Source organism: Massilia sp. CCM 8734 (assembly GCF_011682155.1).
Lineage (GTDB): Bacteria > Pseudomonadota > Gammaproteobacteria > Burkholderiales > Burkholderiaceae_D > Telluria_A > Telluria_A rubra.
On record NZ_WHJI01000066.1, the window covers coordinates 1 to 26,784 of the forward strand.

The following is a 26,784-nucleotide window of genomic DNA, read 5'->3' on the forward strand; positions in this document are numbered from 1 at the left end:
CCTGGTCGCGGCCGGCGAGGCAGTATTCGCCGCCGCAGCCGCTGGCGCTGGACGGATCGCAAAAGCCGTCGCTGCCGCAGCGGCGCATGCAGTCGATGCGGCTGGCCGGACGGACCGGCGCCGGTGTGCGTGGGCGTCCGGGGACGGCCATGCGCGGCGGCGGCACGGGGCTGCCGGCGACCATCGCCAGGTGGTGCATGCGGTCCTCGCCGCCGCCGACCAGGTAGTCGGTACGGGTGGCGCGGCGTGCCGGCAGCAGGTCCCGCCCTGGCGGCGGCACCGGCGCAGCCTGGGCGGGCTCAGGGCGCATGGCTCGGGGGTGGTTCGCCACGGCTTTCCAGTTCGACCTCGCGGCCGCTATCGTTCTGCTCCATCAGTTCCTGCACCACCGCGTAGACCTGGGCCACCGATTCGTAGCTGGCGCGCGGCACGTAGTGGTCGGCCTTGCCGGTGGCATACAGGGTACGCGCCAGCCAGACGTGGCGGATCACCGGAATGGCATGCGCGCGCGCTTCGCGGATCATGGCCTGCGCCACCTCGTCCTTGCCCTTGGCCAGCAGCAGCGGCGCCGGGGTCTGGCCCGGGTCGTAGAACAGCGCCACCGCGAAGTGGGTCGGATTGACCACCACCGCGTTGGCGCCGGCGGTCCTGGCCGGCGCCGATTCGGACGCCCACTGCTGCGCCAGGCCCTTGCGCGCCTGCTTGACGTGCGGGTCGCCTTCGGATTCCTTGTATTCGCGCTTGATCTCTTCCATGTCCATCATCAGCGATTTGACGTGGAAGTATTTTTGCAGCGCGAAGTCGATCAGTGCCAGCACCATGCACATGCCCACCACCGGATGGAGCACCATGCGCAGCAGCGCGATGAAGCCGAAGTAGATATCCTTCGGCTCGCCGCTGGCCATCTGCAGGATCGATGGCAGCTGCTTGCGCACCATGGCCCAGATCATCAGGGCCAGGCCGATGGCCTTGGCCAGCGCCATCAGCAGCTCGCCCAGCTTCTTCTTGGCGAACAACTGCTTGACGCCGTTGACGGGGTTGAGCTTGTCGAGCGAGGGCGTGAGCGATCCCGGCGCGATCAGCACCCCGAACTGGCCCCAGTGGGCGCAAAAGGCCACCACCGGGCAGAGCACGAAGAATACGGCGAATACGCCAAGCAGCAGCGTGCCGGCGGCGCCCAGCATGGCTGGCACGGCGTCGTGGAAGGGCCGGCCGACCTGGCGCAGGGCCAGCTCGAACAGGGCGTCGAGCGCGGCGTGCCATTGCGGTTCGGTGGCCAGCGCCAGTTCGGCCACGACGATCAGCATGGACACGCGCGCCAGGTCGCGGCTCATCGCGACCTGGCCCTTGTCGCGGGCGTCGCTCAGCTTCTTGTCGGTGGGCTGTTCGGTTTTGTCGTCGCTCATCGTCTGCCGTAGTCCAGCATCTGGGGAATCAGGTCGAGCATGCGGGCGAAGTCGCCGGCCACGTAGTGCGAGAAGATCGGCCAGTAGACCAGCAGGATGAACAGCCCGGCCACGCATTTGAGCGGCGCCGAGATGAACGAGACCTGCAGGTTGCCGGCGAAAATGCCGATGATGGCGACGCCGAAGTCGATCATCAAGAGCGGCATGATCACCGGGCCGCCGTAGACCGCGACATGCCAGAAGAATTCGCCGAAGCGCTTGAGCAGCAGGTCCAGGTGGCCCGGTTCGAACGGCGGGGCCAGGTTCAGCGCCGGCCACAGGCCGTAGCTGTCGATCAGGATGCGCACCAGCGCCAGGAACAGCCCGGCCTCGATCATCATCACCACGGTCGCCTGCAGCAGCATGGCGCCGAGCGCGCTGGCATCCTGGTCGAGGTTGGACTGGATCTGGATCGGCGAGCGCTGGGTGTCGAGAATCGAGCCGATCGACTGCGCCACCCAGAGCGGGATCGCCATCATCACCCCGAGCAGCAGGCCGATCCCGGCTTCCTTGAGCGCCAGCATGGCGGCCACCAGCAGGCCGGGCGTGGACTGCTGGAGCGACAGGAAGGTCGGGGCCAGCGCCGGCAAGGCGATGGCGAAGGCCACCGCGTTGCGCATCATGCCTTGCAAGGTGCGGGTGCCGAAGCCGGGCAGGATCGCCAGGCAGACGGCGCTGCGCGGCAAGGTCAGCGCCATCGCGACCAGGAAGGTTTGCAGGTCGACCAGCAGCGATGTCGTCATGGGCTAGCGTCCGATGGTCGGAATGAGCACGAAGGCGCGTTCGGCCAGCTGCATGATCTCGGCGCCGAACCAGCGTCCCAGCATGGCGACAGTGAGCGCCACCGAGAGCAGCTTGACCACGTAGGGCAGGGTCTGGTCCTGCACCTGCGTGACCGCCTGCACCAGCGAGACCAGCACGCCGAACAAGGTCGCAATCAAGAGCGGCGGCGCCGAGATGACAATGGCCAGCCATAAGCCCTGCTGGAAGAATTGGAGTGTGTCGCCCATGGCGTGCCTCGCGGTTGGTGGATCAGAGATACGACATGGCCAGGGCATTGAGCAGCTTGCCCCAGCCGCCGACCATCGCGAACAGCAGCAGCTTGAGCGGAATCGTGATGGTTTGCGGACTGACCTGCTGCATGCCGAGCGCCATCAGCAGGTTCGACAACAGCAGGTCGATGACGACGAAGGGAATGTAGATCAGGAAGCCGATCTGGTAGCCGGTCTGCAGTTCCGAGACCACGAAGGCCGGCACCAGCACCAGCAGGTCGCTCGACGTGGCCGCTTGCGCCATCTCTTTCGGCCACAGTTTCCTGGCCGAGTCGAGGAACAGCTCGCGCTGGTCCGGGTGGGAAAAGCGCAGCATGAAGGCGCGCAGCGGTTCGACCGCTTCGCGCGCCTGGGTCAGCAGCTGGCCGCTCTGGGCGGCCCCGCCGCGCGTCTCGATGGCAAGCGCCCGGGCGCCGACCTGCTGCGCGGTCGGCGCCATGATGAAGATGCTCACGGCCAGGGCGATGCCGTAGATGGCCAGGGTCGGCGGCACCTGCTGCACGCCGATGGCGTTGCGCAGCACCAGCAGCACGAGCGAGATTTTCAGGAAGGAGGTGGTGACGACGACGATCAGCGGGATCAGCGACATCATCCCGAGCAGGATGGCAAACGAGACGACGTCGTACTGGCTGCCCATCATGCCGCGCTCCATTCGGTGATGCGCACGCCCAGGGCGCCGTCGATGTCGACCGCCTCGGCGCGGCCCAGCAGGTGCCCGGCGCAGCGGATGTCGAGGGCGGCCGGGTTGGCTCCGGCCAGTTGCAGGACGCTGCCGACGGCCAGGCTGCGCAGGGCGCCGAGCGTGAGCGTGAGCTTGCCCAGTTCGATGTCGAGGGTGGCCGGCAACTGGTCGAGCGCGGCGGCGTGCAGCTCGGGCGCCGGTTCATCCTGGGGCAAGGCGTCGTCGTTGTCGATGTCGTTGTCGTTATGGTTGTCGATGTCGTTGTCGCTATGGCTGTCGCTGTCGTTGTCATGTATCGGTTCCATGCGGTTCTCCAAAGCTAAAATGATCAAGGTGCCCGGCGCCTGGTAGCGCACCATGGCGCGCAGTGCGCCCAGGCCGACGTGGCCGCAGCCGTTGCAATCGAAGGCGCCGGCGTCGGGCAGCAGGACGTCGCCGGGACCCAGGCCGGCCAGCATGGCGTGTGGCAGGCGGTGCCGGGCCAGCCGCACCGGCAGCCGTAGCGGCAGGCCGGCAAAGGCATCTTGCGGGGCTTGCAGCGGCAGCCAGCCGGGGCCGGCCAGCAGGCGCAGCCAGTCGGCGGCGCTGGCGCGTGCGTGCGTCGCGACCAGGTGGCCGCTGCTGCGCAGGGTCAGGCGCAGGGTTGCCAGCGCCGCCGCCGGGGCGTCGGCGACGCCTGGCGCCAAACTGTCGGCTCCGGCCAGTGGCGTGCCGGCCAGGCGAGCGCACACGGCGCCCTGCAGCCAATCCCAATGCGGTCCGTGCTGGTGTTCTCCCAGGTCGATGCCGGTAAGGGCGCGCAGCAGGCGCGCGCCACGGTCCAGCGCGATGCTGCCGAAGCTGCCGTGCACGGTCAGCGGATCGATCCACGCCGGCGCGCTGTCGACGGCCATGTGCAGCGCCAGGACGGCGTCCGGGGCCAGCGGCGGCAGCACTGCCTGGCGGCCCAGGCCCAGCCGGCGCGAAAGTCCGGCCTGGACGCGGCCGATGCTGGCCACGGCCAGCGGCCTTGGGTTGATGATGGGGGAGCTCGGCATGGTCATGAATCCGGGTAGGCCCGCGGCGACGCAATGGCGGCGCCCGCATGGCGGATGGGATCGGGCGCTACAGCACGGCGATCCGCACATCCTTTTGCATACGTTGCTGCAAACGCCGTTCCAGTTCCATTTTGTTTTGACGCAGGCGCCGTTCGAGCACGCCGCCGCCGGCGCTGAGCATGAAGTGCACACCGCCCGCCACGCTCTGGACCACCACCCCGAGCGTCTGGCCGCCAGGCAGCAGCAGTTCGAAGATGCCTTGCTGCTGGTGCAGTACGAGCAAGGCCTCTTCGACGCCGGCGTCGCCGCTGGCGGTAGCGCTGCCGACGCCGGCCACGGCGCCGTTGCCGCCATCGGGCTCGCCACCCTGGCAGCGTTCGCGCAGTGGAGCGAAGGCGTCGATGTATGGTGCGTGCGGGTCGGCGTCGGCCAGGTCGGTGGCGGCGCGCTCGCGGCGCGCGTCGGCCTGGCGCGCGGCCTGGGCATCGCGCATCCTGGCGCGCGCTGCCGGGGGCGTGGTAGTGGCGCCCGGCGCGGCCCTGGGGGCGGGGTGCGGCGCATAGCGCGGCGGTGCCGGCCGGCGTACCGGTGGCGGCGGATCGTCGTCGCGCGCCGGGGCGGGAATGCGGGCTCGTAGCTCAATCGTCATGGCGGCGCTCCGTTTCCTTGATGTGCTGGCGCAGGATGTCGAGCTTTTCCTGCTGGCGACGGGCCTCGGCGAGCCGGTGGTGGGCGGCGAAAAACGTGCTGCCGGCCGCGCGGCTCTCGCCGGCGCGCTCGCGCCATGCCAGCAGGCGCTGTGCGGTGTCGCGCTTCATGCGTTCGTAGCCACCCTGGGCGGCGCGAAACTGGCGGCTGTCGGTTTCCATTGCAAAGAAGCGGGCGCGCGCCTGGCGCCAGTGCTCGGCGGCGCCCTCGCGCGCGTCACGCCACGCCAGTTTGGCCAGGCGCTGTGCGTGGCGCCGGCCGCGCCAGTGCTCGCGCGCCTCGCGCCGCTCGCGTTCGAAGCGTTCAAGGCGCTGCTTGCGCACGCCGAGCAGGCGCTCGATGGTGCGGTCGGGGACGCGCGCCTCGGCCACCTCGGGCGCTTCGCGCCGCGTCCCCGCACCAGCGCGGCGCAGCCTCACGCCGCCAGCGCCGCGAGGCGTTCGAGGGTCTGCGCGAACGGGGTCTGGCCGCTGGTGTCCTGGCGCAGGAAGTCGGTCTGGGCCTGGCGCAGCGCCACCGCCTGGTCGGCCAGCGGATCGCCGCCGCTGCGGTATTCGCCGAGCCGGATCAGCAATTCCATCTCCTGGTAGCGCGATTGCAGCGCGCGAAAGCGCAATGCCGCCTTGCGGTGCGCGCTGTCGGTCACGTTGCCCATGGTGCGGCTGATGCTGGCGAGGATATCGATGGCCGGGTAGTGGCCCTGTTCCGCCAGTTTTTTGCTGAGCAGGATATGCCCGTCCAGCAGCGACTTGGCTTCGTCGCCGATCGGGTCGGACGCCGATTCGCCGTCGACCAGCACCGTGTACATGGCCGTGATGGCGCCTTCGGCGGTGGCGCCGGCGCGCTCCACCAGGCGTGGCAGCATGGTGTAGACCGAGGGCGTGAAGCCGCCGCGCGCGGGCGGCTCGCCGGCGGCCAGGCCGATCTCGCGCTGGGCGCGCGCGAAGCGGGTCAGCGAATCGACCAGCAGCAGCACCTGCTTGCCGCGCGCGCGGAAGCCTTCGGCAATGGCGGTGGCGGTAAACGCGGCGCGCGAGCGCTCCATCGAGGTGCGGTCCGAGGTGGCGCAGACGATGATGGTCTTGGCGACCAGTTCGGGGTCGAGTTCATGGTCGAGGAATTCGTTCAGTTCGCGGCCACGTTCGCCGATCAGGCCGAACACGATGGCGTCGGTCTGGCAGCCGCGCGCTACCGCCGCCATCAAGGTGGTCTTGCCGCAGCCCGGTCCGGCGAAGACGCCGACGCGCTGGCCGCGGCCGAGCGTGAGCAAGCCGTCGATGGCGCGCACGCCGGTCGGCAGCGCGGTGGCGATGCGCGGGCGGTCGACGGCGGCGGGCGCCTCGCGCACCACCGGCACGGTTTCGCGCCAGGCCCCCGGGCGCAGGGGCGGGGCGTGCGGGGAGCGGAACAGCACGCGCCCGAAGCCGTCCAGCACGCTGCCGAACAGGTGCTCGCCGCTGTCGACGGTGTGCACGCGTCCCAGCGGCTCGATCAGGGTGCTGCGCGAGACGCCTTCGAGCGGGCTCAGTCCCGACAGCAGGGTGGCCTGTTCCGAGAAGCCGATGACTTCGGCCAGCATGGCTTGGGCGCCCGGACTGTGCAGGTGGCACAGTTCGCCGATGCGGGCCGGCGGCATGTGGGCCTCGATCAGGGTGCCCAGCACCTGTGCCACGCGGCCGAAGCGCTGCAGTCCGGGCGCCGCCGGCAGGGCGGCCAGCCAGGACGGCGCCTGGGCCGCCAGTTGCGCCAGGCGCCGGGTGGCGCCAGCATCGCGCGTCACCAGATCACCTCGATCTTGCGCTTGCCGAAAAAGGTCGCGCGGCTGGGCTGGATCGCCACCAGGCGCACGCCCTTGTAGTCGTCGCCGACGTACAGGCGGGCGCCGTCCTGCGTCACCACGCTGGCGTTGGCGCCCGAGATCACCTGGCCGATGCGGAACGGCAGCATCGCTTCGGCCGTCACCGCCTTGGCATGGATCGGAAAGGTGATGTTGTGTTCCTTGATGAAGCTGCCCAGGATGCGCTCGAAGCGCGCGCTTTCTTCGTCGTCGAGATGGGCTTGCATGGTCCAGGACCGTTCGCCGAGCGCCAGGTCGAAGCGGTTCAGCAGCTCGGCGTCGGCCAGGCGCTTGCGGAACAGCGCGGCCAGGTCCGGCGCGGCGGGGGGCGCGCCAGGCAGGCCGGCCTGGGCGGGCGCGGGGGGCGGCGCAGGGGCGGCTGGCATGTTCACCTGGGAGGACGCGACGGCCGATGGCGGCGGGCGCGTGGTCAGCGCGTAGGCGGTGGCGGCCAGCATCGCTGCGAGCATGGCCAGCAGCGCGCCGATCCCGCGCCGGCGCCAACGACTGCGGCTGCGCAGCGGCGGCGTGGCGGCGGGTTCGTCGTCGGCTTCGCGCCCATCGAATTCGGGCTCGGGAGCGGGCAGCGGCGGTGGCGCTTCCCATGGCGCGTCCGGCCAGGCGATGGCCAGCCAGATGTCGCCGACGCGCGCGCAGTCGCCGGCGCCCAGCTCGACCAGTTGTTGCGCTTCGCCGCGACCGGCGCCGTAGATGGCGCCGTCGCAGGCCGTCAGCAGCCAGGCGTCGCCGTCGGGCGAGAGCAGCGCGTGCTCGCTTTCGATGCCGTGGTCGGCCATGACGATGTCGGCCGCGTCGCCGGCGCCGAGGGTGACGCACTGCCCGTCGAGCGGCAGGGTGGCGCCGCGGTGCAGGCCGTTGAGGATGCGTAGTTCAAGCATGGTGTGGTCTCTGTGGCTGGTTCGATACCGGTGAGTACCCGCCGGTGCGCTTTGGTTCCGGCCTCGCATGGCTGCGCTGCGGCGCGCCACGGACACGATGATGCGACGCGCGTTGTGGGCGCTGGCGGGCTCGCGGTTCCGTCGCGGCGGCGGCGCGGGCGGGCGATTTCCTCAACGTTTTTCAAAGTCTCACGAATGCTCATGGTTCGGCGAAAACGCGATTTATCGCTGCTATCTTGGCGTCCATGGTGCTGCGACACCGGCACGGCCGATACGCACAGCACGCCCCCTTCCCGCCATTTTGGAGAACCGCATGATGACTATCGACTACGCCGCCACCCAGGCCGCCGCCAATCCCGCCATCGACGTGCGCCGCCTGTTCATGGCGCACCGTCAGCATCTGGTGCGTTTCGTGCAGCGCTACACGCGCAGCCTGGAAGACGCCGAGGACGTGGTGCAGAACACCTTCATCGAAGCGATGCGCTGCGCCGACCGTTTTTCGGGCTTGTCGAAGCCGTCGACCTGGCTGTTCGGCATTGCGCTGAACCTGGCGCGCAACCAGGTGCGCCGCAACAGCGCCGATCTGTACGAGACGGTGGAGGAGGGTTTCATGGAGCAGATCGCGGACCAGTTTGCCAATCCGGCCGACCGCTTCGAGTCGCGCCAGATCACCCTGCAGGTCGACTCGCTGCTGCGCAGCCTGCCGCCGAAGATCCGCGAAACCTTCGACGTGGTGGTCAACGGTGATGCCACCTACGAGCAGGCGGCCGAGTACTTGTCGATCCCGGTGGGCACGGTGCGTTCGCGCGTCTCGCGGGTGCGCGCCGCGGTGCGCGAGCAGTTCGGCAGCATGGCGTAGGAATGCCATTTCAGCATGCCATTTCGGCATGCCGTTGTCGCCGCATTATCGTTTTTTGCAGGGGCGGTGGCCGAACTTCTCAACGATGCTCAAAACCGCAGGAAGATGCGCGGCAAAGGCCCGAAGACGGTGTTTTTCCTGATACATTGTTAAATGAAAATTTGAAGTTCTTAAAGTTATTCATTCGCCACTGCTATCACTCCATGGAGGAATTGTCATGATGTCCGCGCCTGTTTCCAGCACCGTGTCGTTGCCCGCCGCACCGGCCGTCGACGTCCAGCGCCTGTTCATCGAACACCGCCAGCACCTGGTGCGTTTCGTGCAGCGCTACACGCGTAACCTGGAGGATGCCGAGGACGTGGTGCAGAGTACCTTCATCGAAGCGATGCGCTGTGCGGGCAGCTTTGCCGACATGTCGAAGCCGTCGACCTGGCTGTTCGGCATTGCGCTGAACCTGGCGCGCAACCAGGTGCGCCGCAACAGCGCCGACCTGTACGAGGCGGTGGAGGAGGGCTACTTCGAACAGATCAAGGACCAGGGCGCCAATCCGGCCGAGCTGTGCGAATCGCGCCAGATCAGCTCCAGGGTGGACGCGTTGCTGCGCAGCTTTCCGCCCAAGATCCGCGAGACCTTCGACGTGGTTGTCAGCCGCGACATCACCTACGAAGAGGCGGCCGAGTACCTGGAGGTGCCGGTGGGGACCGTGCGTTCGCGCGTTTCGCGGGTGCGCGCTGCCGTGCGCGAGCGCTTCGGCGCGGGCGCCTGAGTGTGTCTTTCCGATACGTTGTGATGCCGGCGTTGGCGTTGACGGACCCTATCTGTCGTAATCGCGACTAAGCAGATGCATACGCTTTCATTTTCCAGCTAATCAACACGCCCGGTAACTTGGACTGCGATGGTCTGATTTGCCAGGGCGCATTAAGGTCAAAACATGTTGTTTACTGTCTCCGCTACGTTTTCCGACTTCAGCATGGGGTACGAACAGTACGAAGCCGACGGCCCGGCAGCGGCGCTGATCATGTTCTTGTCACGTGCCGAATCGCTCAGCCGATATGAGCCAGCACTACGCCAGCTCGCGTGCCGAAGCGATGGGCACGACCTCCTACATGTGGCAGGTGGAATCCGCGGTCTCTGGATCTGGCATCTGATGACGCCATTGGAGCCCGACGACATCGCGCTGTACGGAGGCACCGTCATTCAAACCGATGCCGACGGCCCGCTACGTGCGGCACCGGTTGCCTGACGGGCGTGTACACCCGATACGGATGGAAAGCGGCTGGGCCTGACATCAAAAACCACAGCAGTCGGCATCGCGACCGGCGCTGACGCAGAATTTGCCGGTAATTCGACGTTGCCGGGGGGATATTATTGCTTTCTTACCAAAATTTAAGGATGAACAATGAGAAGTTGGACGACCGCAGCAGTGCTTGCCACGGCGTTTTTCTCCCAGCCGGCGTATGCGGCCCTGCACGTCTACGAATTCTCCGCCACTGTCGGGTCAATGCGGCCGGTGTACGACGATGCCCCCAATCCGGCCGAATACAATGGCTGGGACCCGGCGCAGACACGCATCATCAATGTGGGCGACAAGATCGTCGGCCGCTTCACGTTCGAGGACTCCCGCGCTCCCTGGGCCAACGCCGGGTCGACCAAGAATTTTGCGGAAACCTCGCTCTACCTGAACTCGTTTTCGTTCAGTCTTCCGGACAGCAGATTGTCGGTAGGCGATCAGCAGGCGACGATGATAGGCCGCCGTACCGACAGCCGGCACGACCTTCAAATGTGGTTCAGGGACTCGACCGATTTTGTTTTCGGGACGATCGACGTACGTGCCTCGGCGACGGCGGACCAACCGTATGCGATCCGGTTTGACCCGGCGCAGAGCGGCATCGGTATCGGATGGTGGACCGAGACGACCCAATGGGGGCGTATATGACCAGCTTTGCCGAGGTCACGGCGGTGCCGGAACCGTCCACCTACGCAATGCTCATCGCGGGGATGGGGCTGGTCGCCGGGGCCGCGCGGCGTCGACGTCAGCGGCCGGCGGCGCTGGCAGGCTGACACCGCCCGCCGGACGGTTCATCGGGACCGTATCCGGCGCCGCATCGCTGGCCGGTTCCGGAACCGGCATGCACCGAGGCCGACGGCGGCGCGCCCTGTGCGCCGGTCGGCGGCCTGCTGCGCACGCGTCGATGCATGCCGGGTACGCTCAACGCTGATAAAGCCGTTCGATATCGGCCGCGAAGTGGTTCGCCAGGTTCAGGCGCTTGAGCTTCAGGGTGGGCGTGAGCAAGCTGTTTTCGCTGGTCCACGGTGTGCGCGTGAGGGCCACCGCGCGCGGCTGCGCATAATGCGGGAAGCTTTTGGTCAGTTCGCGAATGCGCTTCAAGGCCAGCGCCGCGGCGGCCGGCGCGCGCAGGCTGTCGGCGGCCTCGGGGTCGAGCTTGAGCTCAGCGGCCATCGCAGCCCATCCGGCCTGGCTCAGTACCACCACGCAGGCGATGAACGGCCGATTGTCGCCGAACGCGTAGGCTTGCTCGAACACCGGGCTGGCCGTGATGGCCTGCTCCAGGTCCGACGGCGCGATCTTCTCGCCGGTGGAGGTGACGATGATTTCCTTGATGCGTCCCAGAACGCGCAGGCGCCCGTTCTCGATCACCGCCTGGTCGCCGGTGCGCAGCCAGCCATCGATGAAGGCGGCCGCCGTGTCGGCCTCGCGCTTCCAGTAGCCGCGCATCACGCTGCGGCCGCGCACCTGCAGCTCCTGCATCTCGCCGATGCGTACTTCGACCCCGGGCAGCGCCCGGCCGATCGTGGCCGGGTCGTTGTCGTCGAGCCCATTGGCCGCGACCACGGGCGAGGTTTCGGTCATGCCGTAGCCCTGCAGCACCGGCACCCCAAGGGCCAGGAAACAGCGCGCGATCGCCTGCGGCAGTGCTGCGCCGCCGCTCACGGCCAAGCGTAATCGTCCGCCGAACTGGGCCCGGATGTTGGACGCCACCAGCTTGTCGAGCAAAGGCCACAGCAGCTCGTCCAGCCAGGCTGGCGCGCCGTCCGGCACGGCGAGTTGCTGCGCGCGGCAAAAGCGGCGCCAGCCCACCCTTTGCGCCATCGCGAACAGGCGCAGTTTCAGGGCCGAAGCGGCCAGTTTCGCTTCGATCGCGCCGTGCACGCGCTCGTAAATGCGCGGCACCGAAATGAGGATGGTAGGTCGCACCGCCTTCATCTCCACGGCCAGCCGCGACGCCGAGCGCGAGTGCGCCACGCACGAGCCGGACGCGATCGGCAGGTAATAGCCGGCCGTGCGCTCGAAGGTGTGCGACAGGGGCAGGAACGACAGGAACACGTCGTCCGCGCGCGGCGCCACCCGCTGCATGGTCGCCTTCACGTTTTCGAGCACATTGTCGTGGGTGAGCATGACGCCCTTGGGTTTACCCGTCGTGCCCGAGGTGTAGACCAGCGCGGCCAGGTCGTCGTGCCGGGGCGCTTCGCGCAGGCCAGTTTCGCCGTCCGCGCGCGCGATCAGCCAGTCCTGGAAAGCCAGCACCGGGCATTCGGCGCCAACTGCCGGGGCCAGTCCGGCGGCGTCCATGATGACGACCTGGCGCAAGGCCGGCAGCGCCATGCCGACGGCGGCGATCGCCTGCCACTGCGCGCACGACTGGGCCACCAATACCGATGCCTCGCTGTCGGCCAGGATGTAGGCGATGCTGGCCGGGTTGTCGAGCGCATGCATCGGTACCGGCACGCACGCCAGCGCCAGTGCGGCCTGGTCGACAGCGACCGCATCGATTCCGTTCGGCAGCAAGATGGCGACGCGGGCGCCGCGCGCCAGGCGCAGCCCCGCAAGGGCGTGGACGATGCGCTCGACCTGGTCGCCGATGGCCTGCCAGGAAATCGGCATCCAGCGCTCGCCGGTATCGTCGTAGCGTAAATATGCGTTGGCAAGGGGCGTGTGCTTGACGCGCCAGGAAAACAGTTCCGCCAGGGTGCGCAAGGCGGTTAACGGGTCGGCCGGGTTGGTATCGATCAAAGAAGTCATAAATGGTGCGAAATGGCACAAGGCCGGGCAAAGTGAGAGGCGGATGATACCGGGAGAATGCGATGACGCACCTGAAACACATGGTTCCCGGATAAAAATCAGGCATTCACCGCGCCTGGCCACGTCAATGTGTGCCGGGTGCCGGGACAAGGCGCACGGCGGACTGCTTCAGGAAATCGCCGCGCATCCGCCTTGAACAGAGTCAGCCGAGCGCCGGGTGCAGCGTCGCCAGCCCGAAGAACGCCATGGTCGCCGCATGGGCATCGGCCCGGACCTGCTCGACCGGCACGCCGCGCGCGATGGCCAGCAGTTCGGCAACGCGCGGCAGCGCAGCCGGTTCGTTTCTGCCCGCAATGGCGGGCGAGTAGCCGGGCGGCGTCAGGTAGGGCGCGTCGGTTTCGAGCATCGTGCGCCCGGGCGGGATGACTTGCAGCGCGCCCAGCAGGTCTTGGTTGCGGTTTTTCTGTCCGACCCAGCCGGTGATGCCGAGATAAAAGCCCCGGTCGATATACTGCCGCGCGACCGCCTCGCTACCGGTGAAGCAGTGCACCACGCATTTCGGCAAACGGTCCCTGAAATTATCCAGGATTGCCAGCAGGTCGTCCGCGGCCTCGCGCTCATGCAGGAACAAGGGTTTTCCGACCGTGCAGGCCAGTTCGACCTGCGCCTCGAGCGCGGCGCGCTGCACATTGCGCGGCGACAGGTCGCGGTTGTAGTCGAGCCCCGTTTCGCCCACCGCCACGGCATTCGGATGCGACAGCAACGCGCGCAGCCGGGCCAGTGCGTCGGCGTTGAGCTCGGACGCGTAATGGGGATGAATGCCTGCGGTGAAGTAGGCAGTGCCCGGGGTCATTTTTTCGGTCAGCAGCGCCACTTCCTGGGAAATCTTGAGCGATGTGCCAGTCAAAATGAAGCGCTCGACACCGGCGTCGTGCGCGCGCGCGATCACTTGTTTCCAGTCGCGCGTGAAGCGGTGGCTGGCGAGGTTCAGTCCAATGTCGATGAGGGGAGATGTGTGCATGAGCGGTATTGTCAGCTGCGGCTTAATAGTTTGTCAATATGGCTTGGGTGGGCCACTAACGGCTGGCTCAAGGCGCTGGCCTGCCAACAGCACGGCTGATGACGAGGCATCGCCGGTCGGGGCCATAAAAAAATAGCGCTTATGCGACTCGCAACATTTCAAAATAGCGAATTTTGCCTCAAGTCTCATGATTTGCATTTCCTCGCCGATATAGGCTTATGTCAACGTTGCTTCGACGGTCAGGCCGTCTTGAAGTGTTCAGTTGACAAATAGACTATTTTCTCAAGGTTCGCGAACATGAATGCTATCTCTTCCATTCCCAGCTGGAATGCCGCCCCCGTGCGCAGCCCGGCGCCGAGCGCTCAACGCGCCGACGCGCAAGTTGTCCAGAAACCGGCAGCGTCGACCATCGTCAAGCTCAGCCCGCAGAGCCTGTCCGCCTCCGCCTCGGGCCGCCCCGGCCTCAGCTGGGAATCCACGGCGCAGGACGGCGTCAGCGCGTTAATGGCGGCCAATGTCGGCGCGCGCTCGGCGGCCGGCCGTTTCAGCGGCCTTGGTGCCGCCTTGCTGGGCCAGTTCCGGGGCGAGGGCGGCAACGTCTCCCAATCGGTCCAGCTGGCCCCGGCCGCAATGCCGGCCTCGCCCTACGGTGTGGCGGCCGCAGCGCCGGCCTTGCACGGACTGGGGAACGACAAGATTTCGCTCAGCATCAGCACCAAAAGCGGGGTGGAGGTCACCTTGTCGCTCGATAACACCGACGATGGCCTGGCGGTGCGCATGAGCAGTAGCGCGGAACTGAGCGATGCCGAGCGCAGCGCGCTGGCCGGCCTGGCCGATGGCTTCCAGGAGGCGATCGACGGCATAACGCAGGACCCGCCCTCGGTCCGGCTGCAGGGCTTGACGCAATTCGACCCGGCCGTGCTGGCCTCGGTCGACCTGCGCGCCACGATCAAACTGGCCAGCGACCCGGAAACGACCCAGTCGCTCGCCTTTCATGCTGACGGCGCGCAACGCAAGGTCAGCCTGAGCGGACCATCCGGCACGGCCTCGGTCAGCGTCGATACCGGCAATCTGTCGGGACTGGGCAGCCCGGAACAGCAGGCCAGGGCGCTGGCCAGCCATCTCAAGCAGTTCGACCAGGCGGCCAGCCGGGGCCGGGCCGATGCCGGCCTGATGACGATGTTCAAGGAAGCTTTTACCGGCCTCAATACCAATGTCGGCGCCGCGCAGCCGCGCGGCGGCGTGGCCACGGGCGGCAAGTGGGAGCTGGCGGCTGCCGACCATGCCGCGCTGAGCGGGCTGGCCGACTTCAACGCCTCGGTCAGCCAGGCGTCGACTGCGATCAATCCGATGCGTCCGAGCGAACAGGACAGCTTTGCTTACGAGTTGTCGCAAAGCACCAGCGTCGGCGGGCCGAGCCGGGGCGAGCGCACCGTCTCGCAGCAGCAGAAGTCCGAGCTGAACGCGAGCTTTCACACGCCGAGCACGCCCGGCGCCGTGTTGAGGCTCGATCACACCGAAGCATCGCAGAACTACGATTATCATCAGATCAAGGACGCGGCCAGCAGCGATATGAACCTGGCCTACAGCGACGGACACTTGCTCAAGGCCACGCTCAATCAGTCCGCCAGCCAGTCGGCCCGGGTGCTGAGCTATGTGATGGGCAAGCTGGTGTCCGATATGGTCACGCCCGGCCAGCAATCGTTCCAGCGCGACTTGCTGGCGGCGCTGTCGCCCTACCTGACTGGTCAAACACGCTTGTCGGACGACCAAAAGGACGAGCAGCGCCAGCAATCGTTGAACAGTTTGAGCGAGCAGGTCTTGCTCAAGAGCTACCCTTAGCCCTGGCGCCGGCCGGCGCCGCACGCCGACAATGCGCTGAGTTGCGCTGAGTTGCGCTGAGTTGCGCATTGTCGAGCGAACTCTTCCCCAAAACCGTTGATTTAACGGCATACTTAACTCGTCAGCATCGTTGTTGCGCCGCCGATGGCCCCATCGCACGCGCGTTCGCTGGCCGCATCGAGCAATCTTCGTATCACGTTTCCCCACCTTACCCGGACTGGAGTGACTCATGAACGCGAACACCGCAGGCGCGCCCGCGCTCAAGCAAGCATTAAGCACCTTTCAATTGTGGGGGATCGGCGTCGGCTTGGTTATCTCCGGCGAGTATTTTGGCTGGAGCTACGGCTGGGCCTCGGCCGGCACCTTGGGCTTTGCCGTCACGGCCATCTTCATCGCCGCCATGTACACCACCTTCATCTTCAGCTTTACCGAGCTGACCACGTCGATTCCCCATGCCGGCGGCCCGTTCGCCTACAGCAAGCGCGCCTTCGGCCCGGTGGGCGGCTATATTGCCGGGGCCGCAACGCTGATCGAATTCGTGTTCGCCCCGCCCGCCATCGCCCTGGCCATCGGCGCCTACCTGAACGTGCAGTTTCCCGCGCTCGACCCCAAGCTTGTGGCGGTCGGCGCTTATGTGATTTTCATGACCATGAACATGCTCGGCGTGCAGGTGGCGGCCACCCTGGAACTGATGCTGGCGCTGCTGGCGATCTTCGAATTGCTGGTGTTTATGGGCGTGGTGGCGCCGGGGTTTTCGCTGGATAACTTCACCAAGGGCGGCTGGGCCGGGCAGGATAGCTTCAGCATGGCGGCCGTTCCCGGCATGTTCGCCGCCATTCCGTTCGCAATCTGGTTTTTCCTCGCCATCGAGGGGGTGGCGATGGCCGCCGAAGAGGCCAAGGACCCGCGCCGCTCGATTCCGATCGCGTATGTGAGCGGCATCCTGACCCTGGTGGCGCTGGCCTTGGGCGTGATGTTGTTCGCGGGCGGGGCGGGGGACTGGACCAAGCTGTCGAACATCAACGATCCGCTGCCGCAGGCGATGAAGATGATCGTCGGCGGCAGCAGCGGCTGGCTGCATATGCTGGTGTGGCTGGGCTTGTTCGGCCTGATTGCATCGTTTCACGGCATCATCTTCGGCTATTCGCGCCAGATCTTCGCGCTCGCCCGCGAAGGTTATCTGCCGCATTATTTCGCCAAAATCCATCCGCGCTTCAAGACCCCGCAGCGGGCTGTGCTGGCCGGTGGCGTGGTCGGGATCGCGGCGATCTACAGCGATGAATTGATCAAGATCGGCGGCCAGACCCTGACTGCCAATATCGTCACCATGTCGGTGTTCGGGGCAATTACGATGTATATCGTCAGCATGCTGGCGCTGTTCAAGCTGCGCCGCAGCGAACCGGAAATGGTGCGGCCGTTCAGCGCACCGATGTATCCGTTCTTCCCGCTGTTCGCCTTGCTCGGGGCGCTGGTCTGCCTGGGGACGATGGTGTACTACAACCTCGTCATGGCGCTGGTGTTTGCCGGCTTGCTGCTGGCCGGCTACGTGGTGTTTCTGATGACGTCGGGACGGCGCGCGGCGCTGGCGGCGCCGCAGGTGGAGAACGCCTGAAAAAAGCGCTCGCCACGGGCATGCGCAGGCTGTGCTGACAAAAAATCGGCGTTGGGCCTGACCCGCTTACGTGTTGTCGAAATACTCGACGTATTTGAGCAGCAGGTAGCATCGACCGGCGCCCAGTTGCGCCAGGCGCGCCACCCTGGCGGCGTCTTCCGCGCAGTTGTAGAGGCGCGCCAGGTCGCGTCCCAATGCCTGCGCCGCGTCGGCGGGAAGGGGCGCTGCACGCCGCAAGCCGATGCAGGCGGCGCCCATGCCAAACAGGCTGTAGCCATAGCGTTCGCGCAGCAGTTCGGCCAGGGCGTAATTCTCCGACGGATCGAGGTCGCAGCTGAAGTAGCCGTTGGGAACGGCGCTGAGCATCATCGAAGGGGCGCTCACCGGAACCCGCCGCAGGATGACCTCGCTGTCAAGGAGCAGGCCGGGGTCGGCGTTGATGGCCTCGAGCGCATCGAGTTCGTCGTCTTCGATCTTGATCCCGCGCGCGCATGCGGCGGCAAAGTCGGCGCCGGTGCAGAGTTTCCTGAAATTTTCTTCGACGATGAAAAATTCGGAAGGGGTGGCCAGGTCGCCCAGGTATCGTCCGTTCTCGTAGGCGGCAGGGGCCAGCTTGCTGGTGTCATAGCCGTCCGTGTCGTCCAGTTGCAGGCTGGCGGTGGCGTGGCCCGAGGTGTATTCGGACTGGCCCAGGTCGTCAAGCGACAACAGGATCATCGTGCCCGGATGGCTTGTGGCCTGTTCGTCGGCAAGTGCCATGAGGGCGGCGAAGGAATCGATGTCGCCGATCAGCAGGCCTTCGCATGTCAGGCGCAGGCGGGAGTCGGCGGGTTCCAGTTGTTTGATTTTCATGGCGGCGTTGTTTGCTTGATGTGATGGATTGTCCGTCCACTGTATCATATTGGCTTTTCGACAATTCAGGCCGCGCGCCACTGGAAGCACATGTATGAAATTCACCTGACCACCGCACCGCTGGCTGCGGCGCAGTGGGACGCGCTGGAGCGCTTCGCCGCCGCGACCGGCGCCAAGCCCATGGTCATCGCTCTGGCGCGCGGCATTCATCCGGTGCAGCCAATGCTGACCTTGCGCCGCGCCGGCCAGCTCGATGAGGTGATCGCGCATGCGCAGGCGCTGGCCGGGCAGGCGGCGCAAGCCGGTTTTGAGGTGGTGCGCTGCAAGATCGAGCAGGATGCCTCGCCCGATGCGCAACCCGTAGTGCCCGCCCGCCACCATTACTTTGAATGGCACGGCCGCATGCTCGTGCCTGAGCCAATCCGCTTGCAACTGGCGGCGCTGTGCGCGCCCTTCGGCGCTCATTTGTCGAACAACGCGATCCGCGGCGGCGACCTCCGCTACGTCACCTTGCGCGAAACAGGCGGGCATGCCAGCTTGCGCGCGCGCGTGGCGGAATTGACCGGGGCGCTCGACGCGCACGGATGGCTAATTGAAAAACAACAGTGGGAAAGCGTCGTCTACGACAGCAATCTTGCACTCGATAAGGGATGGCTGGAGCAGGCATGATGAGAATAACGATGCAACAAATCACGGACTACGCCGCGCAACACGACATGCACGACAATGTGGTCCGGCGCTTGGTGGCGGAAGAAGCCTTTCTTCGCCGTGCCGCGATGGTGGACGGTCCGTTCATGCTCAAGGGCAGCTACGTTACCGGCCAGCAGATCGACCAGGGCTGGCGGCGCATGCCCGGCGACCTCGATTGGGTCGGCCTGGGCGCGCTCGATGCGAAGGAGCTCACTGCCTGGGCGACGGCCGTCACCGAAACCGATTGCGACGACGGCATTCGCTTCGACAGCTTTTCTAAAAATGCGTTCTGGCGCAATATCGACTACGTGATGGACGACGATTTTCCGACTGTGAATACCGATATCGACGCGTGGATCGGCGATGACTATCTTGATGTTGACATCGACGTCAGTTTTGGCCTGCGCCTGGAGCCGCCGCCGCAGCCCTTGCTGTACCAGCCCCGCATGGGAGATGCGTTCATGGTGAAAAAGAGCGTGGCGATCGAACTGCAGGTGGCGTGGAAGCTGCATCAGTGTATGGTGCGGCCGCGCTTCAAGGACATGATGGACATCATTCTCGTGTTACGCGCCAATACGGTCGATGCCGCTGTCGTTTGGGCGGTCCTGGAAGAGGAGTGCCGGCGCGATAAAACGCCCCTGGGGTGCTTCAACTGGCTGCTCGATCAAACGATCGCGCTGCACCCGGCGTGGGAGAGGATCCAATGCGGACGTTACAGTGTGGACGACTGTTTTGCACAGTGGCGTGCGCGCGAGTCACCGCACCCCGGCCTGGTCCTGAACGAAAGCAGGCTGGGAAATGTCTATAGCGGCGGCCCCGAGCTGTTGTGGCAGGACTTCGACCAGCTCGTTACCGAACTGGCCATGCAACTGCGACTTGCCGGCTTTGTGCATGTTGCGCCGGGGCCAAGTTATGCGCCGCCGGGCAAGCCGGCCAGCATGTCGGTGCGCTTGTGGGGCTTGCTCGGGCGGCGCGGCTGAACGCGCCCGCGCTTCACTTGGCTTGTTGCGGGGCGCTCAGCCGTGTCAGGCTGTCCTGCGCGTTCTTCGCTTGCGGATCGAGGGCGAGCGCGCGCCGGTAGCTGGCGATGGCCTCGTCCGGGCGGCCATTCTTTTCATACGCTTCGCCCAGGCTGTCGAACACGTTGCTGCTGGCCGGGTACAGCGTGGCGTTGAACTTGAACAGCGCCAGGCTGTCTTTCAGCTTGCCCTGCATCAGCAGCTCGTAAGCCCACTGGTTGACGAACACTTCTTCCAGCTTGAACTGCGGATCGGCGGCGCGCAGGTCGTGGTAGACGGCGTCGATCTGCTCGTAGCCTCGCTGCGCCAGCGCATCGAGCAAGGCCGGCGGAGGGCTGTACATTGTCAGCGGGAAGGCGCGGTTCAGGGCGCGCCGCGCGATATCGTCCGAGCCGCTGTGCGAATTGGACATCAGCACCACGCCGCGCCGCGTGTCCGGATCGAAGCCGATAAACGTGCGGTAGCCGGCGGTGCCGCCGTTATGCCAGACGATGTGCGAGTCGAACTTGTCGAGAATATGCCAGCCAAGGCCGATGAATTCGCCCGGCTGCTTGCCGAGCGGGTGCTGCGGCTTGTGCGCGGCCTGCATCGCCGGATACAGCGGCGAGGGAATCAGGCCCGCGTTGGCGCCGACAAATTTGAGCAGGTCGGTCGTGCTCGAGCGCAGGGCGCCCATGCCGGCCAGCGCCGGCATATCCCAGTTCTGCGACGCCTTGCCGGGCATGCCGTAGCCGGTCGCGAGGCGTTTCTTCATCGCCGCGCCCAGGGCGATGGCGGTGCTGTCCATGCCCAACGGCTTGCCGATGCGCTGGCGTACCAGGGTGTCGAAATCGCTTCCGGCGCGCAGGGTCAGGATATGTCCGAGCAGGCCGACGCCGTAGTTCGAATAGCCATACACCTCGCCGCTGGCCCGCGTCGGCACGTAATCGCCCAGCGCCGCGTACAGTTGCGGCACCGTGTAATCGGCAAACGGATTGCCCGGATTGGCCGGCGCCAGGTTGGCCGGAATGCTCGGCAAACCCGACAGTTGCGCCGACAGCTCGCGCAAGGTAATCGGCTTACCCTTGAACTGCGGCGTTTTGACGCCGGCGGGCAGCCAGGCGCCGATCGGATCGTCCAGCTTGACGTCGCCGCGCAGCACCATGTCGCTGAGCAGGGTGGCGGTGAAGACCTTGGTGATCGAGCCGATTTCATACACCGAGTCGGCGCCGGCCGGCGCGCCGCCGATGCTCAAGGCGCCGTACGAGATCACCCGGCTGCCGCCCGCATCGATCAGGCCGACCACCATGCCGCTGCCTTTTTTATCGATATCGACGCGCGCCTTCATCATGGCCAGGATCTCGGCGTCGGTGGCCGGCACCGGCGCCGCCGCCGCCGCTTGCACGCTGGCGCCCAACAGGGCCAGCACGCAGGAACCCGCGAGCGCAGGCAGGGAAATCAGTCGTGATATTGTCATTGTCGTCGAATCGTGAGCGGCATGGGGCGGCCGGTGCGCCGCTTGCAGTATAGTGTCCTGAGTTAGAAATTCGTAGAATAAATATGGCGATAATCGCGCCGATACCGCGTCACAAATGCTCGCCAGGCGCCTGCCTGTCTGCGCTTTCTTCCTTGTCTCAGCACGATTTCGCCATATTTATAGTCAACGAATTTCCAACTCAGGACACTAGCAGCAAGGGCGGGCAGCCGAATAGTCCGTTGAGTAATGTTTCTTGAAACATACCGTTCGGTCGGTATGTTATAGTCCGGGTTCTTGATGACGCGGAGTTCGAGCATGACAGCCTGGTTTTCTTATCTTGCCCTGGCGGGCGCCATTATCTGCGAGGTGATCGGCACCACCTTCCTCGGCAAGTCCGCGCAGTTCAGCAAAATGCTGCCGACCGCGCTGATGGCCGTGTTCTACGCCGGCTCGTTCTACCTGCTGTCGCTGGCGCTGAAACATGTGCCGCTGGGCGTGGCGTACGCTATCTGGGGCGGGGTGGGCATCGTGCTGACGGCGCTCATCGGCGTGATCGTGTTCAAGCAGCGCCTGGACCCGGTGGCGATCATCGGCATCGGCCTGATCGTCATCGGCGTGGTGCTGGTGCAGGCGTTTTCGACGTCGGTGGCGCATTGAACGCGCCAGCCGCGTCGACCAGGAAGAAGGAACCCGAGCGGGTGCGCCGCGCCTTGCTCGGCTGCGCGGCGAAGATCGCGGTGGAAGAAGGCCTGGCCGGCGTCACCGTGCAGGCCGTGGCGCAGGCCGCCGGCGTGAGCAAAGGCGGCCTGTTCCACCATTTCGCCAACAAGCAGACGCTGGTCGAGAGCATGTTCGACGACATGATCGCGCGCTTCGACGAGGGCCTGGACGCCTGCCTGGCCGGGGACGACGGCGCCTACGGATGTTTTACGCGCGCCTACGTGCGCATGGTGTTCGACGAGCCGCCCGAGACATCGGATAATCCGTGGAGCGTTGCCTTGCCGGTGTCGCTGATCGCCGATCCCGCGCTCAAGCAGCGCTGGGACGCGTGGCTGGCAAACCGGCTGGCGCTGCACGCCGCTACCGATGGCGCGCCGCTGCTGGGCGTGGTGCGGCTGGCCGCCGACGGCGCCTGGTTCGACTGGCTGCTGGCGCGCGCCGAGCGGCCGGCGTATTTTCCACAGGTGCGCGCGCAGTTGCTGGCACTGGCTGCGGCGCGCCCGGCGTGAGCGGGCTCAGATCCTGCGCGTCTTCCACACGGCGGCGCTTGGCCTGATGTCGTACTGTGTTGTATAGACAATGTTTTAGTGGCAGACTAGCGTTCTCTCGCCCATGGATTTCCTATGAAAAAAATCTTGTTCGCCCTGACCGTTTGCTGCGCCGCCGTCCAAGCGCCGGCCGGCCTGCCCGCCGCGCCGTCCGCCCAGCCTGCCGCCCCAACTTTGCAGTCGCACACGTTCCTGCTGACATCGACGGTGCTGTCCGAAACGCGGCGCATCAATGTGTTTGCGCCGGCCGGCCACGGCGGCAAAGACGGAGCGCCGCTGCCGGTGCTGTACATGCCGGACGGCGGCCAGGCCGAAGACTTCCCGCACGTCGCGCAGACGGTGCAAACCCTGGTGGCGGCCGGGCGCATGCCGCCGGTGCTGCTGGTGGGAATCGAAAACACCGAGCGCCGGCGCGACCTGACCGGCCCGACCACGGTTGAGAACGACAAGAAAATCGCCGTGCGCGTGGGCGGCTCGGCGGCGTTCCGCCAGTTCATCCGCAGCGAGCTGATGCCCTATATCGCATCGCACTACCGCGTCACGGCCGACAAGGGGATCGTGGGCGAGTCGCTGGCCGGCCTGTTCATCGTCGAGACCTTGCTGGTCGAGCCGGACCTGTTCGACCGCTACGTGGCGATCAGCCCCAGCCTGTGGTGGAACGATGAAGCGCTGGTGCGCACGGCGGACGCCAGCGTCAAGGCGCTGCCGGCCCGGCAGAAGAAGATTTTCCTGACCTCGGCCGATGAAGACAATATCGTGCCCGGCACGGCGCGCCTGGCGGCGTCGCTGCTGGCGCATGCGCCGGCTGGGGTCAGCCTGAGCTTCAGGCCGATGCCGAAGGAGCGCCACGATACGATTTACCGGGCCAGCGAAGCGCTGGCGCTGGAAACGGTGTACGGGCCAACTGGCGGCAGCGGCAGCGGCAGCGGCGTCGGCAAGGCGCCAGGCGTGGCGCAGTAAGCGGACCGATCAACGGTCCCCTGGAGGTCGTCAACGACGGCGCGCGCATGCGCGCGCGCCGCCATCTTGGCCGATTGTCAGCTGTTCTCTCCGTTATACAACGGATTTCCTTCTCGTAGTGCAACACGTTTGACATGGCCGCGCGCTCGCGCCTATTCTTCATGCATGGGCGCGCGTCTGCGCGCGCCCACCTGTTTCAAGCCCCCAGCATGACCGGGTGCCGCTGCCGGCCCCAAGCTCGCCGGCAGAGTTTGCCGCACGTTTGACCTGACCCTCGTCTGACACTTCGCTCAAGATGTACCTGGTGCGGCTGTCCTTGCGCGTCCAGTAACCTTACGGAAAATTCAAGATGCCTTCTATCGTCAAGCACCGCATTGCTCTCTCCCTTGCCAGCCTGTTCGCGTGCGCTTCCCAGGCATCGGCCCAGGCCACCGACAGTGCTGCGCCTGCCCCTGCGGCCGCGCCGGCCGCCACCATGACCGCCAACGTCACCCTGGCCTCGCAATACATCTCGCGCGGCTTTCGCCAGACCTGGGGCAAGCCGGCGCTGCAAGGCGGCTTCGACCTGGGCCACCCGAGCGGCTGGTCGGCCGGGGTCTGGATGTCGACCGTGAGCAACCGCTTCATCGAAGATGGCACGCTCGAAATCGACCTGTACGGCGGCTACACCGGAACCGCCGGGCCGATCGGCTACAGCGCGCTGCTCTACTATTACAAATACCCTGGCGCCGAGTACCGCGCCACCGCCACCACCTACGACTACGGCGAGCTGTCGCTGGGCATGACCTACAAATTTTTCTACGCCAAGTACAACAGCACCTACACCAAGGAATTTTTCGGCATCACCAACGCGCGCGGCACCGCTTACCTGGACATCGGCGCCAATGTCGACCTTGGCTCGGCTTACACCCTCAACCTGCACGCGGGCGATGGTCGGGTGGACGGTCCCGGCAACGACATCTGGAACTGGCGCGACCTCAAAGTGGGCATCAGCAAGGCCTTCGACGGCGGCTGGGCGATGTCGGGCGCGTACACCAAGGCGCGCGGCGCCACCAATGCCTATGATGCGTACACGCTCGGCATTCCCGACTCATCAGGCAAGATCGCGGTGTCGAATCCGGCCGTCGGCACTTTCGTGGTGGCGCTGACCAAGACATTTTGATGTTCGATACACCGACAGAGGATAAAAAAACCATGGCAGCATTCGGATCGGGTCTTTCACTGAACAGCAAGATTTGCATCGCCGCCACTGGGCTGGTGGTGCTCAGCCTTACCGTTACAGCGGTCGTGATCGGCGTCAAAAGCAGCGCCAGCGCGGAAGCGGCGGCCATGGAGCTGGCGCGCACGTCCTCGCGCGAAGTCGTCGGCGCCTTGCAGAGCCGCCTGTCGAGCAACCTGTCCAGCGTGATCAGCCTGGGCTCGGCGATGCGCGCGACCATGGCCGTCAAGCAGCCCTTGCAGCGCGAGCAGATCTACGAACTGACCCGCGCCACCCTGCTCGGGACGGAGGACTTGATCGGCGCGGCGGTGACCTTCGAGCCGAACGAACTCGACGGCAAGGATGCCGAATTCGCCGACAAGAAGCCGCACTACGACGCCAGCGGGCGTTTCATGCCGTACTTTACGCGCGACGCCAGCAATGCGGTGAGTATCGAACCGATCGTGTTCGGCACCGCCGCAGGCGCGAATGACTGGTACGACATTCCCAAGGGCAGCGGCAAGGTCTATTTTACCGAGCCGTACGTGTATCCGGTGGGGGGCAAGGATGTGCTGATGGCCTCGCTGGTGGCGCCGATCATCGTGGAAGGCAAGTTCAAGGGCACGGCCAGCGCCGACTTCATGCTGCCGCGCCTGACCGCCATCCTGGCCGGGCTGAAGGTGATCGAGGGCGGCAAATTGTCGCTCATTTCGAATGGCGGCGTGTACGCCAGCCATCCCCAGGCGGCCAGGCTGGGCAAGGCGGCCGACGATTTGCCGGCGGCCGCGCTCGAACGCATCAAGCAGGGCAAACCGTATGAATTTGACGATGGCCATGGCAACATCCGCCTGTTGCAGCCCTTGTCGATCCATGCCGATATCGCGCCGTGGAGCGTGGATCTGAGCTTTCCCAAAGCCGTGGCCACCGCGTCGGCGCGCGAACTGCTGCTCTACACCCTGATCGTGGCGCTGGTGTGCGCCGTGGCCACCGGGGGCATCCTGGTGACGGTGGTGTCGCGACTGACCCGTCCGCTGCGTACCCTGGGCGCGACAATGACCAGTCTGTCGTCGGGCGAAGCCGACCTGCGGGTGCGGCTGGACGTGCGCGGCAAGGATGAACTGGCGGTGATCGGCGAGGGCTTCAACGCCTTCGTGGCCAAGATTCATGCGGTGCTGGTGCAGGTGCACGAAAGCGCCGACAACGTGGCGCAGTCGAGTGCGGAAATCGCGCATGGCAACAATGACTTGTCGGCGCGCACCGAGCAGCAGGCCAGTTCGCTGGAAGAAACGGCCGCCTCGATCGAACAATTGACCGCGACCGTGCGGGATAATGCCGAGAACGCCAAGCAAGCCAACCAGCTGGCGGCGTCCGCTTCCGACGTGGCGCGCAAGAGCGGGGCGGCGGTGTCGCAGGTGATCGCCACCATGACCTCGATCAACGAGTCGTCGAACAAGATCGTCGACATCATCAGCGTGATCGATGGGATTGCCTTCCAAACCAATATCCTGGCCTTGAACGCGGCGGTGGAAGCGGCGCGCGCGGGCGAGCAGGGGCGCGGCTTCGCGGTGGTGGCCTCGGAAGTGCGCAACCTGGCCCAGCGCAGTGCGGCGGCGGCCAAGGAAATCAAGACCCTGATCGACGATTCGGTCGGCAAGGTGGCGATCGGCAGCCGCCAGGTCGATGAAGCTGGCAGCACGATGGAGCAGGTGGTGGCCAGCGTGGGCCGGGTCAACGCCATCATCGCGGAGATCACGGTTGCCACCGGCGAGCAAAGCCAGGGCATTTCGCAAGTCAACCAGGCGATTGCCGAGATGGATGGCGTGACCCAGCAGAATGCGGCGCTGGTGGAAGAAGCCGCCGCCGCGGCCGAAAGCCTGCAGTTCCAGGCTTCGCAACTGGCCAGGGCGGTCAATGTGTTCAAGCTGGACGACCGTACCCACAGCGCCGCGCACCAGGCGGTGGCGCGCTCCACGCCATCGACGACGATGGCCAGGGCGGGAGCCCGGCCGGCGCTGGCCAAGCCAGGCAAGCCAGCCAAGCCGGCAAGCGCGCACGCCACCGAGGAGTGGGACGAGTTCTGACGCTCGTGCGGCACGGCGCCGCGTTCCAGCGGGCGCCGCTGTGCCGGGGCCGGTGCCGGCCGGCAGCGCCGGCGCCCCATCGCCTCGCGCAGGGGCGGCAAGGGGCCGCACGCGCTCAGCGCACGAATGCACGGCTGCGCAGTTCCCGTCGCAATTCCTGCGCCACTTGCCGGCGCATTTCTTCTCCCACAAAACCGCCGATCTCAACCTTGACGCCGCGCGCT

At 66.1% G+C, this 26,784-nt stretch carries 27 protein-coding genes and 1 pseudogene; 14 read left to right on the plus strand and 14 right to left on the minus strand.

What is annotated here, in order from left to right; all coding sequences use genetic code 11:
• The 10 genes and pseudogenes from F2P46_RS33755 to F2P46_RS38075 all read right to left on the minus strand — a co-directional run.
• Positions 1-310, minus strand: a pseudogene (locus F2P46_RS33755) (hypothetical protein); the annotation flags it as partial.
• Positions 300-1,406 carry a type III secretion system export apparatus subunit SctU gene (gene sctU, locus F2P46_RS33760; RefSeq protein ID WP_166898651.1) on the minus strand — a complete coding sequence of 369 codons (1,107 nt, stop codon included), beginning with the start codon at positions 1,404-1,406 and terminating at the stop codon, positions 300-302. The pseudogene F2P46_RS33755 and the gene sctU, both read right to left, overlap by 11 nt.
• Entirely contained in the window at positions 1,403-2,188 is a 786-nt protein-coding gene (locus F2P46_RS33765; protein WP_166898653.1) for an EscT/YscT/HrcT family type III secretion system export apparatus protein, read from the minus strand. Before F2P46_RS33765 ends, sctU begins: the two co-directional genes overlap by 4 nt.
• Positions 2,189-2,191: 3 nt before the next feature.
• On the minus strand, positions 2,192-2,455 hold the full coding sequence (gene sctS, locus F2P46_RS33770; protein ID WP_166898655.1) for a type III secretion system export apparatus subunit SctS: 264 nt from the start codon (positions 2,453-2,455) through the stop codon (positions 2,192-2,194).
• Positions 2,456-2,477: 22 nt separating this feature from the next.
• Positions 2,478-3,137, minus strand: coding sequence for a type III secretion system export apparatus subunit SctR (gene sctR / locus F2P46_RS33775; protein ID WP_166898657.1), 660 nt, complete (start codon positions 3,135-3,137; stop codon positions 2,478-2,480).
• On the minus strand, positions 3,134-4,216 hold the full coding sequence (gene sctQ, locus F2P46_RS33780; RefSeq protein ID WP_166898659.1) for a type III secretion system cytoplasmic ring protein SctQ: 1,083 nt from the start codon (positions 4,214-4,216) through the stop codon (positions 3,134-3,136). The genes sctR and sctQ overlap by 4 nt, the downstream gene beginning before the upstream one ends.
• A 67-nt stretch (positions 4,217-4,283) precedes the next feature.
• Positions 4,284-4,865 (minus strand): hypothetical protein, encoded by a 582-nt coding sequence (locus F2P46_RS33785; protein WP_166898661.1) that lies wholly within the window; start codon positions 4,863-4,865, stop codon positions 4,284-4,286.
• On the minus strand, positions 4,855-5,343 hold the full coding sequence (locus F2P46_RS33790; protein WP_166898663.1) for a hypothetical protein: 489 nt from the start codon (positions 5,341-5,343) through the stop codon (positions 4,855-4,857). Before F2P46_RS33790 ends, F2P46_RS33785 begins: the two co-directional genes overlap by 11 nt.
• Positions 5,340-6,704 carry a FliI/YscN family ATPase gene (locus F2P46_RS33795; RefSeq protein WP_368737987.1) on the minus strand — a complete coding sequence of 455 codons (1,365 nt, stop codon included), beginning with the start codon at positions 6,702-6,704 and terminating at the stop codon, positions 5,340-5,342. The genes F2P46_RS33790 and F2P46_RS33795 overlap by 4 nt, the downstream gene beginning before the upstream one ends.
• Positions 6,701-7,660 carry an FHA domain-containing protein gene (locus F2P46_RS38075; RefSeq protein WP_229509564.1) on the minus strand — a complete coding sequence of 320 codons (960 nt, stop codon included), beginning with the start codon at positions 7,658-7,660 and terminating at the stop codon, positions 6,701-6,703. The genes F2P46_RS33795 and F2P46_RS38075 overlap by 4 nt, the downstream gene beginning before the upstream one ends.
• Before the next feature lie 313 nt (positions 7,661-7,973).
• On the opposite strand from F2P46_RS38075, the gene F2P46_RS33800 reads away from it, so the two are divergent.
• The 5 genes from F2P46_RS33800 (at position 7,974) to F2P46_RS33820 (ending at position 10,580) form a co-directional block, all read left to right on the plus strand.
• Complete coding sequence (locus tag F2P46_RS33800) at positions 7,974-8,519, plus strand: RNA polymerase sigma factor (RefSeq protein WP_166878642.1); 546 nt, start codon at positions 7,974-7,976, stop codon at positions 8,517-8,519.
• A 217-nt stretch (positions 8,520-8,736) separates the two neighbouring features.
• Positions 8,737-9,285, plus strand: coding sequence for an RNA polymerase sigma factor (locus F2P46_RS33805; RefSeq protein ID WP_166898667.1), 549 nt, complete (start codon positions 8,737-8,739; stop codon positions 9,283-9,285).
• A gap of 165 nt (positions 9,286-9,450) precedes the next feature.
• Positions 9,451-9,762 (plus strand): hypothetical protein, encoded by a 312-nt coding sequence (locus F2P46_RS33810; protein ID WP_166898669.1) that lies wholly within the window; start codon positions 9,451-9,453, stop codon positions 9,760-9,762.
• Positions 9,763-9,918: 156 nt separating this feature from the next.
• Positions 9,919-10,455 carry a hypothetical protein gene (locus F2P46_RS33815; RefSeq protein ID WP_166898670.1) on the plus strand — a complete coding sequence of 179 codons (537 nt, stop codon included), beginning with the start codon at positions 9,919-9,921 and terminating at the stop codon, positions 10,453-10,455.
• Positions 10,452-10,580, plus strand: coding sequence for a PEPxxWA-CTERM sorting domain-containing protein (locus F2P46_RS33820; protein WP_229509565.1), 129 nt, complete (start codon positions 10,452-10,454; stop codon positions 10,578-10,580). Before F2P46_RS33815 ends, F2P46_RS33820 begins: the two co-directional genes overlap by 4 nt.
• A 148-nt stretch (positions 10,581-10,728) precedes the next feature.
• On the opposite strand, the gene F2P46_RS33825 is transcribed toward F2P46_RS33820, so the two are convergent.
• Positions 10,729-12,561 (minus strand): long-chain fatty acid--CoA ligase, encoded by a 1,833-nt coding sequence (locus F2P46_RS33825; RefSeq protein ID WP_166898674.1) that lies wholly within the window; start codon positions 12,559-12,561, stop codon positions 10,729-10,731.
• Positions 12,562-12,763: 202 nt separating this feature from the next.
• Positions 12,764-13,582: a TatD family hydrolase gene (locus F2P46_RS33830; RefSeq protein WP_208296887.1), complete on the minus strand. Its 819-nt coding sequence runs from the start codon at positions 13,580-13,582 to the stop codon at positions 12,764-12,766.
• Between the two features lie 297 nt (positions 13,583-13,879).
• Here F2P46_RS33830 and F2P46_RS33835 point away from each other — a divergent pair, with 297 nt between their 5' ends.
• Together F2P46_RS33835 and eat are read left to right on the plus strand one after the other, a co-directional pair.
• Entirely contained in the window at positions 13,880-15,424 is a 1,545-nt protein-coding gene (locus F2P46_RS33835; protein WP_166898676.1) for a hypothetical protein, read from the plus strand.
• A gap of 229 nt (positions 15,425-15,653) precedes the next feature.
• The gene (eat, locus tag F2P46_RS33840; protein ID WP_166898678.1) at positions 15,654-17,036 is read left to right on the plus strand and encodes an ethanolamine permease; all 1,383 of its coding nucleotides are present in this window, start codon (positions 15,654-15,656) and stop codon (positions 17,034-17,036) included.
• A gap of 66 nt (positions 17,037-17,102) precedes the next feature.
• Here the strand turns inward: eat and F2P46_RS33845 are convergent, their stop codons facing one another.
• Positions 17,103-17,888 (minus strand): hypothetical protein, encoded by a 786-nt coding sequence (locus tag F2P46_RS33845; protein WP_166898679.1) that lies wholly within the window; start codon positions 17,886-17,888, stop codon positions 17,103-17,105.
• Between the two features lie 90 nt (positions 17,889-17,978).
• On the opposite strand from F2P46_RS33845, the gene F2P46_RS33850 reads away from it, so the two are divergent.
• On the plus strand, positions 17,979-18,557 hold the full coding sequence (locus F2P46_RS33850; RefSeq protein ID WP_166898681.1) for a hypothetical protein: 579 nt from the start codon (positions 17,979-17,981) through the stop codon (positions 18,555-18,557).
• Between the two features lie 11 nt (positions 18,558-18,568).
• A complete protein-coding gene (locus tag F2P46_RS33855; protein ID WP_166898683.1) occupies positions 18,569-19,558 on the plus strand; it encodes a nucleotidyl transferase AbiEii/AbiGii toxin family protein in 990 nt (329 codons plus the stop codon).
• Positions 19,559-19,571: 13 nt separating this feature from the next.
• On the opposite strand, the gene F2P46_RS33860 is transcribed toward F2P46_RS33855, so the two are convergent.
• On the minus strand, positions 19,572-21,053 hold the full coding sequence (locus tag F2P46_RS33860; RefSeq protein ID WP_166898685.1) for a serine hydrolase: 1,482 nt from the start codon (positions 21,051-21,053) through the stop codon (positions 19,572-19,574).
• Between the two features lie 315 nt (positions 21,054-21,368).
• Between F2P46_RS33860 and F2P46_RS33865 the strand changes: the two genes are divergently transcribed.
• The 5 genes from F2P46_RS33865 (at position 21,369) to F2P46_RS33885 (ending at position 26,560) form a co-directional block, all read left to right on the plus strand.
• Complete coding sequence (locus F2P46_RS33865; RefSeq protein WP_166898687.1) at positions 21,369-21,710, plus strand: multidrug efflux SMR transporter; 342 nt, start codon at positions 21,369-21,371, stop codon at positions 21,708-21,710.
• Positions 21,707-22,282 (plus strand): TetR/AcrR family transcriptional regulator, encoded by a 576-nt coding sequence (locus F2P46_RS33870; RefSeq protein ID WP_166898689.1) that lies wholly within the window; start codon positions 21,707-21,709, stop codon positions 22,280-22,282. Before F2P46_RS33865 ends, F2P46_RS33870 begins: the two co-directional genes overlap by 4 nt.
• Positions 22,283-22,396: 114 nt before the next feature.
• A complete protein-coding gene (locus F2P46_RS33875) occupies positions 22,397-23,281 on the plus strand; it encodes an alpha/beta hydrolase (RefSeq protein WP_166898691.1) in 885 nt (294 codons plus the stop codon).
• 349 nt (positions 23,282-23,630) lie between these two features.
• Positions 23,631-24,443, plus strand: coding sequence for a TorF family putative porin (locus tag F2P46_RS33880; RefSeq protein ID WP_166898693.1), 813 nt, complete (start codon positions 23,631-23,633; stop codon positions 24,441-24,443).
• 32 nt (positions 24,444-24,475) lie between these two features.
• Complete coding sequence (locus F2P46_RS33885; protein ID WP_166898694.1) at positions 24,476-26,560, plus strand: methyl-accepting chemotaxis protein; 2,085 nt, start codon at positions 24,476-24,478, stop codon at positions 26,558-26,560.
• The last annotated feature ends 224 nt before the right edge of the window (positions 26,561-26,784 follow it).

Coding starts and splice junctions, on each gene's coding strand:
- sctU (WP_166898651.1), bottom strand. CDS start 1,406: ATGAGCGACGACAAAACCGAACAGCCCACCGACAAGAAGCTGAGCGAC.
- F2P46_RS33765 (WP_166898653.1), bottom strand. CDS start 2,188: ATGACGACATCGCTGCTGGTCGACCTGCAAACCTTCCTGGTCGCGATG.
- sctS (WP_166898655.1), bottom strand. CDS start 2,455: ATGGGCGACACACTCCAATTCTTCCAGCAGGGCTTATGGCTGGCCATT.
- sctR (WP_166898657.1), bottom strand. CDS start 3,137: ATGATGGGCAGCCAGTACGACGTCGTCTCGTTTGCCATCCTGCTCGGG.
- sctQ (WP_166898659.1), bottom strand. CDS start 4,216: ATGCCGAGCTCCCCCATCATCAACCCAAGGCCGCTGGCCGTGGCCAGC.
- F2P46_RS33785 (WP_166898661.1), bottom strand. CDS start 4,865: ATGACGATTGAGCTACGAGCCCGCATTCCCGCCCCGGCGCGCGACGAC.
- F2P46_RS38075 (WP_229509564.1), bottom strand. CDS start 7,660: ATGCTTGAACTACGCATCCTCAACGGCCTGCACCGCGGCGCCACCCTG.
- F2P46_RS33800 (WP_166878642.1), top strand. CDS start 7,974: ATGATGACTATCGACTACGCCGCCACCCAGGCCGCCGCCAATCCCGCC.
- F2P46_RS33805 (WP_166898667.1), top strand. CDS start 8,737: ATGATGTCCGCGCCTGTTTCCAGCACCGTGTCGTTGCCCGCCGCACCG.
- F2P46_RS33810 (WP_166898669.1), top strand. CDS start 9,451: ATGTTGTTTACTGTCTCCGCTACGTTTTCCGACTTCAGCATGGGGTAC.
- F2P46_RS33815 (WP_166898670.1), top strand. CDS start 9,919: ATGAGAAGTTGGACGACCGCAGCAGTGCTTGCCACGGCGTTTTTCTCC.
- F2P46_RS33820 (WP_229509565.1), top strand. CDS start 10,452: ATGACCAGCTTTGCCGAGGTCACGGCGGTGCCGGAACCGTCCACCTAC.
- F2P46_RS33825 (WP_166898674.1), bottom strand. CDS start 12,561: ATGACTTCTTTGATCGATACCAACCCGGCCGACCCGTTAACCGCCTTG.
- F2P46_RS33830 (WP_208296887.1), bottom strand. CDS start 13,582: ATGCACACATCTCCCCTCATCGACATTGGACTGAACCTCGCCAGCCAC.
- F2P46_RS33835 (WP_166898676.1), top strand. CDS start 13,880: ATGAATGCTATCTCTTCCATTCCCAGCTGGAATGCCGCCCCCGTGCGC.
- eat (WP_166898678.1), top strand. CDS start 15,654: ATGAACGCGAACACCGCAGGCGCGCCCGCGCTCAAGCAAGCATTAAGC.
- F2P46_RS33845 (WP_166898679.1), bottom strand. CDS start 17,888: ATGAAAATCAAACAACTGGAACCCGCCGACTCCCGCCTGCGCCTGACA.
- F2P46_RS33850 (WP_166898681.1), top strand. CDS start 17,979: ATGTATGAAATTCACCTGACCACCGCACCGCTGGCTGCGGCGCAGTGG.
- F2P46_RS33855 (WP_166898683.1), top strand. CDS start 18,569: ATGCAACAAATCACGGACTACGCCGCGCAACACGACATGCACGACAAT.
- F2P46_RS33860 (WP_166898685.1), bottom strand. CDS start 21,053: ATGACAATATCACGACTGATTTCCCTGCCTGCGCTCGCGGGTTCCTGC.
- F2P46_RS33865 (WP_166898687.1), top strand. CDS start 21,369: ATGACAGCCTGGTTTTCTTATCTTGCCCTGGCGGGCGCCATTATCTGC.
- F2P46_RS33875 (WP_166898691.1), top strand. CDS start 22,397: ATGAAAAAAATCTTGTTCGCCCTGACCGTTTGCTGCGCCGCCGTCCAA.
- F2P46_RS33880 (WP_166898693.1), top strand. CDS start 23,631: ATGCCTTCTATCGTCAAGCACCGCATTGCTCTCTCCCTTGCCAGCCTG.
- F2P46_RS33885 (WP_166898694.1), top strand. CDS start 24,476: ATGGCAGCATTCGGATCGGGTCTTTCACTGAACAGCAAGATTTGCATC.